We start from the raw sequence: 17,569 nt of genomic DNA, 5'->3' as shown, positions 1-17,569 counted from the left end.
CCCTAATGGCAGCACAGGGCTGTTGCAGCAGGGAAAAACCCTGTACGGCCGCGGCATAGACCATTGTCGCGCCACCTGTAACGCGCTAAGGTTCGGCTCCCCGCTGCGAACATTCTTGCTGCTGGGCCGCACGGGGATTGCTGGCGGCCGGCACCGTGACCTGACGAGTAACACGATGGCTGATTTACCGATCGACGACCTTAACGTTGCCTCCAACGAGACCTTGATCACCCCCGATCAGCTCAAGAAGGAAATCCCCCTCAGCGCCAAAGCCCTGCAGACCGTGACTGCCGGCCGCGAAGTGGTGCGCAATATCCTCGACGGCAAGGACCATCGCCTGTTCGTCGTAGTCGGCCCGTGCTCCATCCACGACATCAAGGCCGCGCACGAGTATGCCGATCGCCTGAAGGTGCTGGCCGAGGAAGTTTCCGACACGCTGTATCTGGTGATGCGCGTGTATTTCGAGAAGCCGCGCACCACGGTCGGCTGGAAAGGCTTGATCAACGACCCGTACCTGGATGACTCGTTCAAGATCCAGGATGGCCTGCACATTGGCCGCCAGCTGCTGCTGGACCTGGCCGAAAAAGGCCTGCCGACTGCCACCGAAGCGCTCGACCCGATCTCCCCGCAGTACCTGCAGGACCTGATCAGCTGGTCGGCGATTGGCGCCCGCACCACCGAGTCCCAGACCCACCGTGAAATGGCCTCGGGCCTGTCCTCGGCGGTCGGCTTCAAGAACGGCACCGATGGCGGCCTGACCGTGGCCATCAACGCACTGCAATCGGTGTCCAAGCCGCATCGTTTCCTCGGTATCAACCAGGAAGGCGGCGTATCCATCGTCACCACCAAGGGCAACCCTTACGGCCATGTGGTGCTGCGCGGTGGCAACGGCAAACCAAACTACGACTCGGTCAGCGTCGCCCTGTGCGAACAGGACCTGGCCAAGGCCAAGATCAAGGCCAACATCATGGTCGACTGCAGCCACGCCAACTCCAACAAGGACCCAGCCCTGCAGCCGCTGGTCATGGAGAACGTCGCCAACCAGATCCTCGAAGGCAACCAGTCGATTATCGGCCTGATGGTCGAAAGCCACCTGAACTGGGGTTGCCAATCGATCCCGAAAAACCTGGAAGAACTGCAATACGGTGTATCGGTTACCGACGCCTGCATCGACTGGGCCGCCACCGAGAAGACCCTGCGCAGCATGCACGCCAAGCTCAAGGGTGTACTGCCCAAGCGCCAGCGCGCCTGAGCTTCGCTCTAACCAAAACGCCGGGGCCGCTTTGCGGCCCCGGCGTTTATAGATGTGCGGCTTGTGCTGCAGCGCTCAAGCCTTGCTCGAGTGGCGCTGCTGGCGCTCTATGTAACGCTCTACATAAGAGCACGAAGGGATCACCGTGTAACCCATCTGGTCGGCGTACTCCAGGGCCTTTTCGGTCAGCGCTGCAGCAATACCACGGCCGCGCAGGGCGTTGGGTACGAAGGTGCGATAGATATCCAGCGTCTGCTTGCCCAGGTCCATGTACGTCAGGTAGGCACGATGACCGTCCACGTTGGTCTCGAACTGATGACCGGCCTGGTCATGGTGGATGGTCAGCGCTTCAGTCATCACTACTCCTCGCAGGTCATTTCGGCTGACCCTTACCTTAACCGATAGTGGTTTTATCCGGCGAAGGAACCTCTACGCCACCTCATGCCCCTTGGACCGCGGGCGGTTTGCAATGGTTCTACCGGACCGGGCCACCAAATAGTAGGCGCGACAGGCGGGATTGCTCAAGGTGGCGGCTGTTAAAAAGTAGCAGTAACAGGGGGAAACCCATGCCCTGCGCGCCCCGCAACAACAGCCGGATGTTCATGGGCTTAAGACGCTGACGGACCGTTTAAGTCACCCTTAGTTCAACAAAAAAGTTCCCGTACTACAAACGCTTGCGACACCTGCACGGTTTTTTCAGAAAACGCCTGCAAATCGTGACGGCAACGCCATCAGCAACAATTTTTTTGCAGTTCTTGCGCTCAGTCAGTTTACTTACTACAAGTAATGGGTACTATGTACGCCGGCCAGTTTCTCTTTCCTGAGAAATGGCTATTTAATAGAAAGTCCTTGAAGGGGAACACGATGAACAACGTTCTGAAATTCTCTGCTCTGGCTCTGGCCGCAGTTCTGGCTACCGGTTGCAGCAGCGTATCCAAAGAAACCGAAGCTCGTCTGACTGCGACTGAAGACGCAGCAGCTCGCGCTCAAGCTCGTGCTGACGAAGCCTACCGTAAGGCTGACGACGCACTGGCAGCCGCTCAGAAGGCTCAGCAGACCGCTGACGAAGCCAACGAGCGCGCTCTGCGTATGCTGGACAAAGCCAGCCGCAAGTAATAATCCTCACGGATTGTTAAGAAGCCGATCCACTTGTGGGTCGGCTTTTTTATTGCCGTAACAAAAGCATATGGCGCACATGAAAAAGCCTGCGCCAAGGGTTAACCTGGCGCAGGCTCCGGATGCGTCGCTTAAGGCTTACTGCAACTCTGGCGGGATGCTCGACACCATCGGTGCTGCACCCTGGTTATCGACCGGCACGGCAATTTCAACCGGCATGCCATCTTCGGCGGCGACCACATCGCGCACCATGTCCCAGTTCATGCGCAGGTTGTTTGCCAGGTCTTCACGCTTGAGCAGGGCATTGATGACCGCAGTGTGCTTGTCCACCACCGACGGGTTGCCTTGGTCATCAAGCGGTGTGTGCGCCTCGAGATATACCTTGCCGCCACTGATGCCGAACTTGTAGGGCTCGTTGATGATACGCACCGGCGTCCCCACCGGGACCATCTTCGACAGTTCAAGCACATTGTTGTTGAGCATGCGGAAGCAACCATGGCTAGTGCGCATGCCGATGCCGAACTTCTTGTTGGAACCGTGGATCAGGTAACCGGGCACACCCAGGGTGAACTTGAACGGCCCCAGCGGGTTGTCCGGGCCTGCTGGCACCACAGTGGGCAGGATGTCACCGTCGGCGGCGTGCTCGGCACGGATCGAGGCTGGCGGGGTCCAGGTCGGGTTCGGGGTCTTGGCGGTGATCTTGGTGTTGGCGATGGGCGAGCCCCAACCTTCACGGCCGATGCCCAATGGGTAGGTGTGGACTACGTTCTGCCCTTTCGGGAAGTAGTACAGACGGTATTCGGCAAGGTTGATGACCACCCCTTCACGCGGCCCGGGCGGCAGCACGTAACGGGTCGGCAGGATGATCTCGGTACCGGCGCCCGGCAGCCAGGGGTCGACACCCGGGTTGGCGGCGATCATTTCCAGATAGCCGAGGTCGTTGGCGGTGCCGATGTCGGCGAAGGTGTCCTCGTACTTGGCCTTGATCACCTGCACCTGGCCGACGACGTCTTCACCGGGCGGCGGCAGCGGCAGCTCCAGTGCAACGGCGGGGCCAGCTACCAGCAGGCTGGCCAGGGTCAGGCAACGGGTGACGGCGGGAAAGCGCGGCAACATCCGGTAAATCCTTCGAAAGGTGGGACAAGAGGATCGATTGTACACCCGCCCCGAGCCAAGCGGGAGGCATTGGCGGCCTTCAAGCGTTTCAGATGATGAAAGGCGCGAGGAGTTCCTGCGCGAATGGCCCTTTCAGAGCTCTGGCCAGACCGGGCGCATGCCGCGCCGCTGGGCGTCGAGGATCGCCCGGCACAGGTCGCACAGGCGGCCATCCCGGTAGATCGAGCGCTGCACGCCAGACCAGCGCGGTTGTGCCGGCAGCAGCCCGCCGCACAGGGTACGGTCGACCGGCACTCCCAACTCGAGTTGGCGGGCGGCCAGATGGACGCGGATTTCCTGGCAAGCGAACAGGTCGAGCTGCTCATCGGGCTCGATCAGTTGGTAGGCATACAAGGACCAGGCAGGGCGCGGCATTGGGGGCTCTCGAAACGGGGGGCGCAACATTATCCGAAAGCCGGCCCCGTTTAAAGCGTCACAGCAAGGGTTTTATCGCCGGCCAGGCATTTTCCAGCAACCGCTGCTGCGCTCCTTGCGCCGGGTGGATGCCGTCGGCCTGCATCAGCTCGGGCACACCCCCTACGCCCTCGAGGAAAAACGGCACCAACGGCACCTGCTTTTCCGCCGCCAGCTGTTCATACACCTTGGCAAAGGCCGTGGTGTAGCGCACCCCGTAATTGGGTGGCAGGCGCATCCCCAACAGCACCACCTTGGCACCCGATGTGCGCGAGCGCTCGATCATCGAAGCAAGATTTTGTTGCAATTGCTCTGGCGGCTGCCCCCGCAGGCCATCGTTGCCGCCCAGCTCCAGTATCACGAGGCTTGGCTTGTGCGCTGCAAGCAGCGCCGGCAGCCGCGCCTGGCCGCCTGCACTGGTGTCGCCGCTGATCGACGCATTAACCACCTGGTCGTCGAAACCTTCGTCCTTGAGCCGGGTCTGCAACAAAGAGACCCATCCTTGGCGGGTATCCAGGCCAAAACCGGCGCTGATACTATCGCCGACAATCAGCAGTGTTCCCGCCGCCGCGCTCTGGGCCAGGCAATACAGGGCCAGACCGGCACTCAACCACCACACTCGCATTGGATTCTCCATGGGCCCCAGCATTCTCGTTGCGCAGAACCTTAGCAAAGTGGTCCCCAGTGCGGAAGGTGACCTGACCATCCTGCACGCGCTCTCCCTCGACCTTGCCCAAGGCGACAGCCTGGCCATCGTCGGCGCTTCAGGCTCGGGCAAGTCGACCCTGCTGGGGCTGCTCGCCGGCCTCGACCGCCCAAGCGCCGGGCAGGTGACCCTCGCCGGGCATGACCTGGGCCCGCTGGATGAGGACCAGCGCGCCCGCGTGCGCGCCGAACACGTCGGTTTCGTGTTCCAGTCGTTCCAGTTGCTCGACAGCCTCGACGCGCTGGAAAACGTAATGCTGCCGCTGGAACTGGATGGCCGCCGCGATGCCCGCGAACAGGCGCGCACCCTGCTCGAGCGTGTTGGCCTGGGCAAGCGCCTGACCCACACGCCCCGCCAGCTGTCCGGCGGCGAGCAGCAACGGGTGGCGATCGCCCGCGCCTTCGCCGCCCACCCTGCGGTGCTGTTTGCCGACGAACCCACCGGCAACCTCGACAGCCACACCGGTGAGCGCATCAGCGACCTGTTGTTCGAACTGAACAAGGAACGCGGCACCACGCTGGTCCTGGTGACCCATGACGAACGCCTGGCCAGGCGCTGCCGACGCCTGATCCGCCTGGAGGCCGGGCACCTGGTGGCGCCGGTGGAGGCCTGATGACACACATGCCGTTGTCTCGCCTGTGCGGCCTGGCCTTGCGCCAGCTGCTGCGCGATATCCGCGCCAGCGAAGTACGCGTGCTGTTCTTCGCCCTGCTGGTGGCCGTAGCGGCCAGCACCGCCATCGGTTATTTCGGTGCCCGCCTGAACGGCGCCATGCAGTTGCGCGCCAGCGAGTTCCTCGGCGCCGACCTGGTATTGCAAGGCAGCGCCCCGGCGCGTGACGACCAGGTCAACGCCGGCAAGGCGCTGGGGCTGCGCCACGCCCAGGTCGTGGAGTTCACCAGCGTGGTCGGTGGCGACAGCGGCATTCAGCTGTCGAGCATCAAGGCCGCCGATGGCGCCTACCCCTTGCGCGGGCAGGTCCGCAGCGCCGCCGCACCCTATGCCGAGGAAACACCGGGCGGCGGCCCGGCCCCGGGCGAGGTGTGGATCGAGCCGCGCCTGCTGGCGGCCCTCGGGCTGAACATTGGCGACAGCATCGACGTCGGCATGAAAAACCTGCGCATGAGCCGCGTGCTGACCTACGAGCCAGACCGCGCCAACAACTTCTACAGCCTGACCCCGCGGGTGATGATGAACCTGGCCGATTTGCAGGCCACGGGGGTCATTCAGCCGGGTAGCCGGGTCAGCTATCGCGACCTGTGGCGCGGCGATGCGCAAGCCTTGGCGCACTACCGCGAAGGGCTGAAAAAGAACCTGGCAGCCAACCAGCGCCTGCTCGACACCCGCGATGGCAACCGCCAGATAGGCGGTGCCCTGGGCAAGGCCGAACGCTACCTGAACATGGCCAGCCTGGTGGCGGTGCTGCTGGCGGGCGTCGCCGTGGCCATGTCGGCCAGCCGGTATGCGACGCGCCGCCTCGACGCCAGCGCCCTGCTGCGCTGCCTTGGGCTTTCCCGCCACCAGGCGCTGGGGCTCTACTGCCTGCAACTGGCGATGCTCGGGCTGGTAGCCGCACTGGCGGGTGCCCTGCTCGGCTGGTTGGCGCAACTGGGCTTGTTCCGCCTGCTACACGGGCTGCTGCCGAGCGTGGTGCCACCGGGTGGGGTCGCGCCCGCACTGGCCGGCATCGCCACTGGCCTGGTCGCCCTGGCCGGCTTCGCCCTCCCCCCGCTCGCCGCCCTCGGCCAGGTGCCGCCGCTGCGCGTACTGCGCCGTGACCTGCTGCCGGTGCCGACCAGCAGTTGGCTGGTGTATGGCGCCGCCCTTTTCGCGCTGGGGCTGATCATGTGGCGCCTCAGCCTCGACCTGCTGCTGACCTTCGCCCTGCTCGGTGGCGGGCTGATTGCCGCGCTGGTACTGGGCGGCCTGTTGCTGCTTGGCCTGCGCAGCCTGCGTAGACTGCTGGCCGGCGCCCCACTGACTTGGCGCCTGGGCCTGGGCCAGCTGCTGCGCCACCCCCTGGCGGCCGCTGGCCAGGCACTGGCGTTTGGCCTGATCCTGCTGGCGATGGCACTGGTCGCGTTGCTCCGCGCAGAGCTGCTGGACACCTGGCAGGCACAGCTACCCAAGGATGCGCCCAACCATTTCGCCCTGAATATTCTGCCCGACGACCGCGAGCCTTTCGCCCAGCGCCTGCGTGACGTCAATGCGGCCTCGGCACCGTTGTACCCGGTGACACCTGGCCGGCTTGTGCAGATCAACGAGCAACCCGTCCAGCAGATCGTCAGCAAAGACTCCGCCGGCGAGCGCGCGGTGCAGCGCGACCTCAGCCTGACCTGGGCTGCCGACCTGCCGACAGGCAATGCCCTGACGGCGGGCAGCTGGTGGCAGGCACTGCCCTCCGCTGATGAAGTGCCCGGTGTTTCAGTGGAGGCGGAACTTGCCGCTAGCCTGAAAGTGCAACTGGGCGATCTGTTGACCTTCGACATTGGTGGCGAGCAACGCCAGGCCCGGGTCAGCAGCTTGCGCAGCGTGCACTGGGACAGCTTCCAGCCAAACTTCTACATGATCTTCCAGCCCGGCACCTTGCAGGGCTTGCCCACCACCTACCTGACCAGCTTCTACCTGGCGCCGGGTCATGACCTTGACGTCGTCGCGCTGTCGCGGGCGTTCCCGGCAGTGACCATTCTGCAGGTCGATGCCTTGCTGGAGCAGTTGCGCAGCATCCTTGCCCAAGTCACCCTGGCGGTCGAATACGTGCTGCTGTTCGTCCTGGCGGCGGGGCTGGCGGTATTGTTCGCGGGCTTGCAGGCAACACTGGACGAGCGCATCCGCCAAGGCGCCCTGCTGCGCGCACTGGGGGCGGCGCGGCCGCTGCTGGTGAAGGCGCGGCGTATCGAGTTCGGGTTGCTGGGGGCGGCCAGTGGTGCACTGGCGGCACTGGGTTGCGAGCTGATCACCCTGGTGTTGTACCGCTACGCATTCGCCCTGCAATGGAGCCCGCACCCATGGCTGCTGGTGCTGCCCCTGGCGGGTGCACTGCTGGTGGGCGCGGCTGGGGTGCTGGGGACGCGGCGGGCGCTGAATGCCAGCCCGTTGGCGGTGCTGCGGGAGGGTTAGCATTTCGTTTGATACCTTTGAAAAAAACAGAACATGCGATGACGCCGACGGAGACTCCGCCCTCAGCATTAATTTTGCGCACCGCACTGCGAAATGCCACCCAGCCGGGGTAGCATCCGTAGTCACAGTCAAGGAGTCATGAAGATTATGGACATCTCTACGCAGCTGACTCTTACGAGTTTTCCACTATATCTGGCGACTGAACCGGCCGAGCAACCAGTGAGGGAGCAAGAATGAGTCGCTTTTTATTGCCTCCCACTTCCGGCAGCCTAACGTGCGAACGGAGGGAACCCGGCCTGCTGGGAAGCGGACAGCAGGGATTTGCAGGCGAATCGGCCATGGATTTTTACATGCAACCAGGGCGCTTCGCCGGCTTGTATGCAACAGATGACTACACCGCCGCCGTTTATCTGGTTCATCAGCTTTCATCGCGTGATGAACAAATGACTACCGATGAGTTCAAGAGTGCTGCGCTGCTGCTCCGCAGGCTTCTAAAAAAATTGCAGTCCGCTACCAATGTATCGGTTGAGGCGTTGCAAACCTTGCAACAGGCCGCCGAAAAAATCCCGGGAATCGGCTCACTAATGTTCTCCGGCGGCAATTTTCCTGGCACCCTCTCTACTGCCGCAGGCGGCATCATGGCCGCAGCCCAGAGCAGAAAGGTGACAGATCTTCTAGATTTGACTTCAGAGCAGAAAGCAAAGCTTCACGCGTGGGCTGATAGTAGGGGCGAGCCCGGCGCACAGTCCGCTAGAAAAACCTTCAAAGGCAGCATCAAAATCATCGCCAAGGAGGGGCAGCTATTTTTCGAAGTGCCTGTGACAGCCGTTGCGAAACACTACAAGATTCTCAGTGCTGTAGGGCCATCCGCTGCCCATATACCCGTGGGAGATACCAGAGCCGCACTCAATACACGCGCTCAATTGCATGCGAATGGTGCTACCGGCACCCTGAAGGTTATGGGGAGCAACCCTGTTGGCTTTGCACTGGCTGTAGTACCGCAGGGTTATCTTGATTATTCGAGCTCAACAACGGCCACAGAGTTCTACAATAAGTCTGTTTATAGCCAACCTACCAATATTGCGTCCTTTGCTGCTGGCGTGGGCGCGGGTTACGCCCTGGCAACCGCGACAACTCTACTGGCGGTTCCAGCAGCACCGTTGCTAGTAGTCGTGGCAGTTGGGTTCTTAGCAGGGCTGGGCGTGCAGGCGTTGTTCATTGAAACTGGACTCGACAAAAAGATCGGGAATGCCCTAAACATAGAGAACCACAATGATTGACGCAACCAACATCAAAAAAGTCAGCTGGATTTTATTTGGAACTTTTATTTTTTTTCTGGCCTTTGGACCTTCAAATCTAAAACTGTTCTGGCCTGCCTTCTTCTTAATTTCACTAGCTGCGCTCGGATGGACGATACACCTAATTTATATTTGTGAAAAATTCACTGTATATGTGATGTCGCTTGTGGTCACTACGGCCGGGGTATTTTCTTTATTGTCGTGCAATTTAGCTTATTATGCTGCTGCCAGAATCTTGGGTGAAGCGAGCACTGCTGCCTTCATGATAGGTATTGTCCCTATGGTCATCACAATATTGACATACGTGGTCTTGGCTAACGGAAAACCGTCATTTCACCCCTTCGAATATGATGGAATCAAGGTCCGACCGCGTCCGCAAAAAAAGCAAAATCCGTCGACCGCATATAGCCCGCTCCTAGTGGCTGGCGCGACGACCTTGGCGGCAAGTGTTTTTACTAAAACGGTCGGAATTCTTACATCGGGAATGGTCGCGCTATTCGGGCTACTGGCTTGCTCCCTTACTCTATTATTTTACTTGCGCCATATAATCAGGGGCCTCCGCACTCTCCGCAATCAAGAAAAAAGCATGCCCACCCCGTACACATTTATGCAAATTGACGAAATTCGTAAAGCTCGCAGTCATTGGTGGATGAGTAGGTTAGTCAAGTGGATTGCATCCTGGGGCGGATCACCCAGCACCTGATTTTCGATGTTGACTCAATTCAGACTACTCACGCTGGCGACCTGTACCGCACTTAAGGAGAAGTTAAGCTCATGGATCTGTCCTCATTGTTTTCAGCGCAGAACAGGCGCCTATTCAAGCTAACCGTTGGCCTTAAAGGAGGTCAGGAACTGTTACTTGACTCCTTTGCCGGGAGTGAAGGCTTATCAACAAATTTTGGGTTTCAGCTAGATATGATCTCAGAGGATCCGAGCGTGAAACTCAAGTCCGCCATCGGGCAAGCTGCCACGATTGAAATCGAACTCGCTAACGGCGGTAGCCGATACATCAACGGCCACATATTGAGCTTCGGCAACAACGGCAGCGATGGGGGAATTTCCCGCTACTCAGCCCTTTTAGGTTCATGGCTGAGCTTGATCGGCCAGCGGTATGATTCTCAGATTTACCAGGATCAAACTGTGGAGCAAGTGATCAGGAAAGTCTTCGATCGCTATCAAGGCTTGGCAAACTACGAGTTCCGCATCAACCGCGCACTCAAGCCACATAGTTATATCACCCAGTACCGCGAAAGCGACAGCCACTTCGTCATGCGACTGCTTGAGCAAGAGGGGCTGTTCTTTTACTTTGAACACACTTTCAACAGCCATACGCTCATCATCATGGACGATTCCACCGTTCTGGCGCCGCTGCCTGAACAGCCGCAAGTGCGCTTTCATAGAGCTTCAGTGACCGAAAACGCTGATTCGATCACTCACTGGTGCTCTGCGCGGGAGTTTCAATCTGGCAAGATCTCAGTACAGACCTTCGATTACCGACAGCCGCGAAATCGTATCCCCATAACGATGAGCAGCCTCAATCAACAAGGCGATACACCATCTTATGAAATCTTCGACTACATGGGGCAATATACCCACGGCACCCATGAAGATGGCGAGCTCATGGTGCGTCATCGTATCGAAGCGCTGGAGCTCAAAGGCAAGACATTCGTCGGCACAAGTAACTGTCGGGCAATGCGACCCGGCCATACGTTTGAGCTAACGCAACATTACGAACATGACACTGGCTCTGTTGATGACAGGCAGTTCTTGATGATGAGTATCGAGCATCGCGGCAGCAACAATTACAGCTCAGGCAGCCAGGCTGGGTACGGCAATAAAATTTATTGCGTGCGGAAAAAAATCAAATTCCGTCCGCAGTTGGATCTGCTCAAACCCGCGATCTCGGGCCCACAAACTGCCATCATAGTCGGCCCTCCCGGCGAAGAAATCTACACTGATGAACTGGGCCGTGTGAAAGTACAGTTTCACTGGGACCGATACGGTCAGTTCGACGACAAAAGCTCCTGCTGGGTCCGTGTAGCGCAGTCCGGTGCCAGCGGCGGTTTCGGTAGCATTCTCATTCCCCGAGTGGGCGATGAGGTCGTTGTAGTATTTTTAGACGGCAACCCTGACCGCCCGTTGATCATGGGTAGTCTCTACAACAGTCAAAACACACCGCCATGGTCGCTTCCGGCAAACAAAACTCAGAGTGGGTTTCTGACCCGATCGATGAAGGGCGATGGAAGTACGGCAAATTTCTTCCGCTTCGATGATAAAGCCGGCGCGGAGCAAGTCCTTATGCACGCCGAGCGCAACATGGATACCGAAATCGAGGTCGACGAGACACACAGAGTAGGCAACAACCGCATGATGACGGTCGACGGCACACAAACCGAGATTATCAAAAAAGACACGGTGATGAACGTTCAGGAAGGATCACTGACAATCCAGGTGGATAACCAATTCATCCAGGTAAATGCCAAACAACACATAATACTTCAAGTGGGCGACAGCAGCATTACCCTTACCCCGGATGGAGTTGTGATCAAAGGCAACGCGATTACCACAGAGAGCAAGGGTGCAACTCAAATCACCGGTAGCCAGGTAAGGATCAATGACTGAGACAACTAAAGGCCAGACGATTATCTTGAACGAGTTATTACATTAACACCAACCCACAAAAAAGCCGTAAAATTTGTTAAGTTGCCAGATTTAGATTTGGGATTTGATATTGAATAGATAACAAGAGCATTATGACGACCAACCTTATTACTGAAGCTGGCTACCAATCCTTGAAAGACGAACTGGATTGGCTTTGGCGCGAAGAGCGACCTGAGATTACTAAGAAAGTAGCCTGGGCTGCTTCTTTGGGTGACCGCAGTGAAAATGCGGATTACCAGTACAATAAAAAAAGACTGAGGGAGATAGATCGCCGCGTACGATACCTGCGAAAACGGATCGAAGATCTTCGCGTGGTTCCTTACTCAGTCACTCAGGAAGGCAGGATATTCTTCGGCGCCTGGATAACAATTAGCAACGAAAATAATGAGACTAAAACGTTTCGAATTGTAGGCGGGGATGAAATTTATGGTAGAAAAGATTTCATCTCTATTGACTCACCGATGGCACGCGCGTGCGTGGGCAAATGTGTAGGGGACGAAATTTCGGTACACACGCCAACGGGGGATGCTTATTGGGAAATTACCGACATTCAGTACAGGGCTACGGAAGCTACTCCTCGGTTTATCAAACCCTGAGCGTTTTCCTACAACCAGCCAACACGTGCAAATTATTGGTCAGTAGTGCCGGCTGATACTCGATTGGGTGAACAAGCCATACAGCTGCCACAGAGGGTGACGTCTTTCTGTCGTAAGTTTCATAACCCTCTGTACGCTGTCAGTGCTCAACAGCGCGCTCCTCAGCGTCGGGTAATCAAGCCCTGGCGCGCGATGCGAGTGAGGTGGCCAATGACTTCGGCGGCATCGCCCGGCGCTGGGGCCTGGATGACGGCCAAGTCGAAACGGTCGTTGCCGAACTGCTCCAGGCGGCACGTGGTTTCGGCAAACTGGATCAGAAAAGCGCGGGCCTGGCCCTTGCGGCGCGACAAGCCTTCGAGGTGACGCAAGAGGGTAGGCTGATGCTGGCCACCGAGCAGGATGCGCGGTGTGCGGGCCGCCTGGCTGGCAGGCAGTGGGCTCAAACAGACACTGGTACGTGGACAACTCATGGAGTATTTCTCCGCCTCGCGAATCCCGCTGGGCAGCGGTGGGAGGCGTCACCGAACCAGCGCTTTAGCGGTATTTCGGAGGGCCCGGAGCTGGGCTGTCCTGCGCCCCGCAAGTAGCTGTTTAAATCGGCGCAAGCGGTATGCTAGAGCTACAAGCGGCAAGCTGCAAGCCCCAAGCTGAAAGTGATCAACTTGAGGCCTGCAGCTTTTCTGCTATCAGCGGGCGATCAACCGGTCGACGGAGAAGCGGCCGGCGCCTTCGATCAGCACTGCGACGGTACCGGCCAGCAGCGCCAGGGCGAACTCATAGCCATTGTTGGACATGAACAGGCCGTTGCCGATGTGCACCGAGAAAATCGCCACCACCAGGGTTACGCTCAGTGCCAGTGCCGCCGGGCGAGCCAGCAGGCCGATCACCAGGGCCAGGCCGCCGAAGAACTCGGCGCTGCCGGACAGCAGGGCCATCAGGTAGCCAGGCGCCAGGCCGATACTCTCCATCCATTGCCCGGTGCCTTCCAGGCCGTAGCCACCGAACAGCCCGAACAGCTTCTGCGCACCGTGCGCCATGAAGATCAGACCGACCAGGATACGGACCACGCTCAGGCCCAGGCCGGCGCGGGTGGAGAGCAGTTGGGTGATTGCGTTGTTCATTGGGTGACTTCCTTGAAACTGGGATGTTGTGTTGGGATGGGCGCAATCATAATCAATCTGGTAGATATGAAAATCGCAAAAAACCCAAAATAACAATCGACAGAATCGATTTGTCAGCGCTTGACTACGCGTTCCAGTGCAGCGCGCTCACGGTTGAACGCCAGGAAGTACTTGTTCACGCTGTTGACGAAGTTGACCGGCCCCATGCCTACCTGCTCCATGGCCACACGCTCGGTCTGGAAGAACCACTGGTTGCCATTGAGGCCACGCTTGCGCGCTTCGGCGCGCATCGCCTGCACCCGCTCCGGGCCAAGGTTGTAGGCCGCCAGCACAAAGGCCATGCGCTCGCGCTCGTTGATTTGCGGGCTGGCAAAGAACTTGCGGCGGATCAGCGCCAGGTAGCGAGCGCTGGCCTGCACATTACCGTCGACCGTCGCGGTATTGCTGACCCCAACCCGCTGGGCAGCCGAGGGTGTGATCTGCATCAGGCCATGCGCCCCGCCACTGCCGCGCGCCGTCGGGTTGAGGGTTGATTCCTTGAAGGCCAGCGCAGCCAGGTTGAGCCAGTCGATCTGCTGCGCCGCACCGTGCTTCTGCAGCACCGCGCGCACCGAGGTCAGCCGTTGCCGGTCCTTTTGCGCCAGTGGGTTGTGCACGCGGTACTGGCGCCGGTAGATACGCTCGAACGCTGCATCCTGGTTCTCGGGCGCGCGGTAGCCCTGCAGGAAGCGGTCGACGGTGGCCAGCAGCATCGGGGCATCACGTCGCACATACCAGCGCATGGCTTGCGGCTGGCCCAGTTGCAGCCGGGTGTCCAGGCGCAGCCGCGGCATCACCCTGGCCCAGCGTTGGGCGATTGGCCGCTCCACCACAGTCAGGTGATAAATGCCGGCCTGGACCATCTCCAGCACGTCTTCCACCGCCAAGGTCGAATCGACCCACTCGATCTTGACCGGTGGCCGCTTGCGCAGGGCCAGCTGCTGATTCACCTGCTGGATCAATGCGCCGGCAGCGCTGGCACTGGTCAGCGCGACGGTGCGCCCGGACAGCTGCTCGACACGGCTGAAACTGCGCTCGCCCTTGCGCCCGACCAGCCACAATGGCACCTGGTCCAGTACCGGAGCACTGCTGCTCACGCCACCGACCACCGCCGGGTCGAGCAATTCGCCGGGCGCGGCAAGGTCCCCTTCACCGCGCTGCAGGGCCCCGAGCAGTTGCTCCTTGGCCCGCGGAATGAGCTTGATGCGTACCTGTTGACCGTCGCCGGCCCGGGCATTGAGGTAATGCTCGAGCGCACGCAGGCGGTAGTACTCGATGCCGACGGGCTCGCCCTTGACCTCACCGGAACTGTTGCGGCTCTGGTTCACCAGCACCCGCAATACCTTGCTGCTACGCACCTGTTCCAGGTCGCGGGCCTTGCTCACCGGCACGTTCTGCTGCGGCCCCGGCACGCGTGCATAAGCGGGGCCGACGGTAATCAGCCCAAGCATCAGCAACAGGGTGAGCAGGTATCGCAGCATGCGAAAACGTGTCCAGGGTCGGTAGGCAGCGTCCATGAGGTACGAGCAGTTCGTGATAAATGACCGTAAAAGACCACGGCAACAGCCTGAAGTTCTTGGCTTTTTCCCGATTATCGCGCTTTTTGCTATGCTGGCCGTCCCGCGGCACGAGGTAGCACCATGCAACTGATCGATATCGGCGTCAACCTGACCAACAGCAGTTTCCACGACCAGCAGGCAGCCATCGTCGAGCGCGCCATCGAAGCTGGCGTGGTGCAGATGGTCCTTACCGGCACCAGCCTGGCGGTCAGCGAACAGGCGCTGGAGCTGTGCCAGCAGCTCGACCCCGACAGCAGGCACCTGTTCGCCACCGCCGGTGTGCACCCGCACGACGCCAAGGCCTGGGATGCCAACAGCGAGCGGCAGCTGCGCCAGCTGTTGAATGAAGAACGTGTACGCGCCGTAGGCGAATGCGGCCTGGACTTCAACCGTGACTTCTCCCCTCGCCCACTCCAGGAAAGAGCCCTGGAGGCCCAGCTGGCGTTGGCTGCCGAGTTGCGCCTGCCGGTGTTCCTGCACGAGCGCGATGCCAGCGAGCGCTTGCTGGCGATCCTGAAGGATTACCGTGATCACCTGCCGGCCGCCGTGGTGCACTGTTTTACCGGCGAGCGCGAAGCGCTGTTCGCCTACCTGGACATGGACCTGCACATTGGTATCACCGGCTGGATTTGCGATGAGCGCCGCGGCATGCACCTGCATCCGCTAGTCGGCAACATTGCGCAAGGGCGCCTGATGCTGGAAAGCGATGCCCCGTACCTGCTGCCACGCAGCCTGCGGCCAAAACCCAAGAGCGGGCGCAACGAGCCAGCGTTTCTGCCCGAGGTGCTGCGCGAGGTCGCGCTGCACCGCAATGAAAGCGTTGAACAGACCGCGGCGCACACCACCGCTACCGCCAAGGCGTTCTTCCAGCTTCCCTGAGCGGCGCCGCACATAAACCATTTGTTGATACACATCAAAACCTCCCTGATGCGAGCGGGCACAATGATGGCACCTTGCCAATGTTGTTTCCGCTCAACTCAGAGAAGACCTACCCATGGGTGCCTGGCTTAGCAATATTTCCCTGAAATACAAATTCTGGGCCGTCAACGCGGTGGCCTTTGTCACGACCTTGATGCTGGTGCTCTATGCCGTGCACCTGGAGCAGCGAGCCCGCGCCGACGCCGCGCAGGCCCAGGCGCATTCCCAGGCCGAGCTGTTGAGCGCCTGGCCCGCAGGGCCTGCCCTGCCCCGCCAAGCCAACGTGATCGCCTGGCAGCCCGGCCAGACGCCGAGCTTTGCCGGCCAAAGCCTGGATGCCCTGTGCGACGCGCAAGGCTGGGTAGCCTTGCCAGCCGCCTGGATCCTCGGCGACAACCCCTTGCGTGGCGCCGTGGTACTGCGCCATGGCGACCAGCAGGTGGCAGTCCTCGCCCAGGCCCCGAGCGTGCGCCAGGTATTCTTCGAGCGCTTCGTCAATTACGCCGTGTGCGTGCTGGTGCTGATGCTGGCAATGCTGTGTGCCTCGCAGTTGCTGATCCGCTTCCTGCTGAGCCAGCTCAACACCCTCAAGGACGTCATGCTGCACGTGGAAAAGACCGGCGACCTTGCGGCACGCGTGCCGTTGGCCTGCGGGGACGAAGTGGGCCAGATGGCCGGCGCCTTCAATGCCATGCAGTGCACCTACCACCGCGTGGTCAGCACCGTGGCACGTACCGCCGCGCAGCTCGACTCGGGCGCCGCGCGCCTGGCCACCAGCATGAACGACGTGCGCCACGGCATGCTCGGCCAGCAGAGCGAGACTGATCAGGCCGCCACGGCGATCAACCAGATGTCCGCCACCGTGCACCATATCGCCCAGCATGCCGGCGCCACTCGCGACCTGTCGCAGACCGCCGACACCCTCGCCGGCAGCGGCAAGGAAGTAGTCAACCGGGTGCAGGGCTCGATTGCCGGGCTGTCCAGCGGCGTGCAGCAGACGGCCGAAATGATCCGCCAGCTGGCCGAAGACAGCCAGAAGATCAATGGTGTGGTCAACGTCATCCACAGCATTGCCGAACAGACCAACTTGCTGGCACTCAATGCCGCCATCGAAGCCGCCCGCGCCGGTGACCTGGGCCGGGGCTTTGCCGTGGTTGCTGATGAGGTACGCAGCCTGGCCAAGCGCGTACAGGCCTCCACCGACGAGATCACCGGCATGGTGGCCGACCTGCAGGCCGGTACCCGCGATGCGGTGGAGTTCATGCAGGAGAGCTCCTTCAAGGCGGACGATTGCGTGCGCCAGGCCCAGGAAGCCGGCGTGGCCCTGGCAGACATCACCGGCGCCGTGGCACAGATGCGCGAAAGCAACACACAAATTGCCGTCGCCGCCGAGCAGCAGAGCCAAGTGGCTGAAGAAATGAACCGCGCCGTGGTGAGCATCCGCGATGTCACCGAGCAGACCGTGCAGCAGACCGTCGATTCTGCCACCACCAGCAGCGAACTGGCGACCCTGGCCGGCGAGCTGAACAAAGCCATCGGCCAGCTCAAGCTATAGTCACCATAGCCAGCCTCGATTGGCTGTGATCACAGCGCCGCACTAAGCTTTGGGCATGA

Annotated in this window: 17 protein-coding genes; 10 read left to right on the top strand and 7 right to left on the bottom strand. The window is 60.3% G+C overall.

Annotated elements, in window-relative coordinates; translation table 11 throughout:
- The first annotated feature begins 175 nt into the window (after positions 1-175).
- Complete coding sequence (locus tag ABEH27_RS21265; protein WP_346615451.1) at positions 176-1,252, top strand: 3-deoxy-7-phosphoheptulonate synthase; 1,077 nt, start codon at positions 176-178, stop codon at positions 1,250-1,252.
- Positions 1,253-1,327: 75 nt separating this feature from the next.
- Here the strand turns inward: ABEH27_RS21265 and ABEH27_RS21260 are convergent, their stop codons facing one another.
- Positions 1,328-1,609 (bottom strand): GNAT family N-acetyltransferase, encoded by a 282-nt coding sequence (locus tag ABEH27_RS21260; protein WP_346615450.1) that lies wholly within the window; start codon positions 1,607-1,609, stop codon positions 1,328-1,330.
- Positions 1,610-2,116: 507 nt separating this feature from the next.
- Between ABEH27_RS21260 and oprI the strand changes: the two genes are divergently transcribed.
- The gene (gene oprI, locus ABEH27_RS21255; protein WP_003259780.1) at positions 2,117-2,368 is read left to right on the top strand and encodes an outer membrane lipoprotei OprI; all 252 of its coding nucleotides are present in this window, start codon (positions 2,117-2,119) and stop codon (positions 2,366-2,368) included.
- Positions 2,369-2,506: 138 nt separating this feature from the next.
- On the opposite strand, the gene ABEH27_RS21250 is transcribed toward oprI, so the two are convergent.
- The 3 genes from ABEH27_RS21250 to ABEH27_RS21240 form a co-directional block, all read right to left on the bottom strand.
- Positions 2,507-3,484 (bottom strand): L,D-transpeptidase family protein, encoded by a 978-nt coding sequence (locus ABEH27_RS21250; RefSeq protein WP_346615449.1) that lies wholly within the window; start codon positions 3,482-3,484, stop codon positions 2,507-2,509.
- A 132-nt stretch (positions 3,485-3,616) separates the two neighbouring features.
- Positions 3,617-3,898, bottom strand: coding sequence for a hypothetical protein (locus tag ABEH27_RS21245; RefSeq protein ID WP_346615448.1), 282 nt, complete (start codon positions 3,896-3,898; stop codon positions 3,617-3,619).
- A gap of 58 nt (positions 3,899-3,956) precedes the next feature.
- Complete coding sequence (locus ABEH27_RS21240) at positions 3,957-4,562, bottom strand: arylesterase (protein WP_346615447.1); 606 nt, start codon at positions 4,560-4,562, stop codon at positions 3,957-3,959.
- Positions 4,563-4,572: 10 nt separating this feature from the next.
- Between ABEH27_RS21240 and ABEH27_RS21235 the strand changes: the two genes are divergently transcribed.
- From ABEH27_RS21235 to greB, 6 genes are all read left to right on the top strand, one after another.
- Entirely contained in the window at positions 4,573-5,256 is a 684-nt protein-coding gene (locus ABEH27_RS21235; protein ID WP_346615446.1) for an ABC transporter ATP-binding protein, read from the top strand.
- The gene (locus ABEH27_RS21230) at positions 5,256-7,763 is read left to right on the top strand and encodes an FtsX-like permease family protein (protein ID WP_346615445.1); all 2,508 of its coding nucleotides are present in this window, start codon (positions 5,256-5,258) and stop codon (positions 7,761-7,763) included. The genes ABEH27_RS21235 and ABEH27_RS21230 overlap by 1 nt, the downstream gene beginning before the upstream one ends.
- A gap of 338 nt (positions 7,764-8,101) precedes the next feature.
- Positions 8,102-9,043, top strand: a complete 942-nt coding sequence (locus ABEH27_RS21225; RefSeq protein ID WP_346615444.1) for a hypothetical protein — start codon at positions 8,102-8,104, stop codon at positions 9,041-9,043.
- Positions 9,036-9,764 (top strand): hypothetical protein, encoded by a 729-nt coding sequence (locus ABEH27_RS21220; RefSeq protein WP_346615443.1) that lies wholly within the window; start codon positions 9,036-9,038, stop codon positions 9,762-9,764. The genes ABEH27_RS21225 and ABEH27_RS21220 overlap by 8 nt, the downstream gene beginning before the upstream one ends.
- A 71-nt stretch (positions 9,765-9,835) precedes the next feature.
- Positions 9,836-11,683, top strand: coding sequence for a type VI secretion system tip protein TssI/VgrG (gene tssI / locus ABEH27_RS21215; RefSeq protein ID WP_346615442.1), 1,848 nt, complete (start codon positions 9,836-9,838; stop codon positions 11,681-11,683).
- Positions 11,684-11,814: 131 nt separating this feature from the next.
- On the top strand, positions 11,815-12,318 hold the full coding sequence (greB, locus tag ABEH27_RS21210; RefSeq protein WP_346615441.1) for a transcription elongation factor GreB: 504 nt from the start codon (positions 11,815-11,817) through the stop codon (positions 12,316-12,318).
- A gap of 161 nt (positions 12,319-12,479) precedes the next feature.
- Here greB and ABEH27_RS21205 read toward each other — a convergent pair whose 3' ends face one another.
- From ABEH27_RS21205 to ABEH27_RS21195, 3 genes are all read right to left on the bottom strand, one after another.
- Complete coding sequence (locus ABEH27_RS21205) at positions 12,480-12,788, bottom strand: hypothetical protein (protein WP_346615440.1); 309 nt, start codon at positions 12,786-12,788, stop codon at positions 12,480-12,482.
- A gap of 216 nt (positions 12,789-13,004) precedes the next feature.
- Complete coding sequence (locus ABEH27_RS21200; protein ID WP_346615439.1) at positions 13,005-13,439, bottom strand: DoxX family protein; 435 nt, start codon at positions 13,437-13,439, stop codon at positions 13,005-13,007.
- 113 nt (positions 13,440-13,552) lie between these two features.
- Positions 13,553-14,959, bottom strand: coding sequence for a transglycosylase SLT domain-containing protein (locus ABEH27_RS21195; protein WP_346615438.1), 1,407 nt, complete (start codon positions 14,957-14,959; stop codon positions 13,553-13,555).
- A gap of 159 nt (positions 14,960-15,118) precedes the next feature.
- Between ABEH27_RS21195 and ABEH27_RS21190 the strand changes: the two genes are divergently transcribed.
- Together ABEH27_RS21190 and ABEH27_RS21185 are read left to right on the top strand one after the other, a co-directional pair.
- On the top strand, positions 15,119-15,916 hold the full coding sequence (locus tag ABEH27_RS21190) for a TatD family hydrolase (RefSeq protein WP_346615437.1): 798 nt from the start codon (positions 15,119-15,121) through the stop codon (positions 15,914-15,916).
- Positions 15,917-16,031: 115 nt separating this feature from the next.
- On the top strand, positions 16,032-17,510 hold the full coding sequence (locus ABEH27_RS21185) for a methyl-accepting chemotaxis protein (RefSeq protein WP_346615436.1): 1,479 nt from the start codon (positions 16,032-16,034) through the stop codon (positions 17,508-17,510).
- Positions 17,511-17,569: the final 59 nt, after the last annotated feature.

It is taken from the genome of Pseudomonas sp. P39-UII1 (genome assembly GCF_039672635.1).
GTDB lineage: Bacteria > Pseudomonadota > Gammaproteobacteria > Pseudomonadales > Pseudomonadaceae > Aquipseudomonas.
Note: the sequence above shows the minus strand (reverse complement) of the source record. Positions and strands in the feature narration are given on the sequence as shown.

Excerpts from the sequence above, each read along its gene's own strand:
- ABEH27_RS21265 (WP_346615451.1), top strand. The coding sequence starts at position 176 with ATGGCTGATTTACCGATCGACGACCTTAACGTTGCCTCCAACGAGACC.
- ABEH27_RS21260 (WP_346615450.1), bottom strand. The coding sequence starts at position 1,609 with ATGACTGAAGCGCTGACCATCCACCATGACCAGGCCGGTCATCAGTTC.
- oprI (WP_003259780.1), top strand. The coding sequence starts at position 2,117 with ATGAACAACGTTCTGAAATTCTCTGCTCTGGCTCTGGCCGCAGTTCTG.
- ABEH27_RS21250 (WP_346615449.1), bottom strand. The coding sequence starts at position 3,484 with ATGTTGCCGCGCTTTCCCGCCGTCACCCGTTGCCTGACCCTGGCCAGC.
- ABEH27_RS21245 (WP_346615448.1), bottom strand. The coding sequence starts at position 3,898 with ATGCCGCGCCCTGCCTGGTCCTTGTATGCCTACCAACTGATCGAGCCC.
- ABEH27_RS21240 (WP_346615447.1), bottom strand. The coding sequence starts at position 4,562 with ATGCGAGTGTGGTGGTTGAGTGCCGGTCTGGCCCTGTATTGCCTGGCC.
- ABEH27_RS21235 (WP_346615446.1), top strand. The coding sequence starts at position 4,573 with ATGGGCCCCAGCATTCTCGTTGCGCAGAACCTTAGCAAAGTGGTCCCC.
- ABEH27_RS21230 (WP_346615445.1), top strand. The coding sequence starts at position 5,256 with ATGACACACATGCCGTTGTCTCGCCTGTGCGGCCTGGCCTTGCGCCAG.
- ABEH27_RS21225 (WP_346615444.1), top strand. The coding sequence starts at position 8,102 with ATGGATTTTTACATGCAACCAGGGCGCTTCGCCGGCTTGTATGCAACA.
- ABEH27_RS21220 (WP_346615443.1), top strand. The coding sequence starts at position 9,036 with ATGATTGACGCAACCAACATCAAAAAAGTCAGCTGGATTTTATTTGGA.
- tssI (WP_346615442.1), top strand. The coding sequence starts at position 9,836 with ATGGATCTGTCCTCATTGTTTTCAGCGCAGAACAGGCGCCTATTCAAG.
- greB (WP_346615441.1), top strand. The coding sequence starts at position 11,815 with ATGACGACCAACCTTATTACTGAAGCTGGCTACCAATCCTTGAAAGAC.
- ABEH27_RS21205 (WP_346615440.1), bottom strand. The coding sequence starts at position 12,788 with ATGAGTTGTCCACGTACCAGTGTCTGTTTGAGCCCACTGCCTGCCAGC.
- ABEH27_RS21200 (WP_346615439.1), bottom strand. The coding sequence starts at position 13,439 with ATGAACAACGCAATCACCCAACTGCTCTCCACCCGCGCCGGCCTGGGC.
- ABEH27_RS21195 (WP_346615438.1), bottom strand. The coding sequence starts at position 14,959 with ATGCTGCGATACCTGCTCACCCTGTTGCTGATGCTTGGGCTGATTACC.
- ABEH27_RS21190 (WP_346615437.1), top strand. The coding sequence starts at position 15,119 with ATGCAACTGATCGATATCGGCGTCAACCTGACCAACAGCAGTTTCCAC.
- ABEH27_RS21185 (WP_346615436.1), top strand. The coding sequence starts at position 16,032 with ATGGGTGCCTGGCTTAGCAATATTTCCCTGAAATACAAATTCTGGGCC.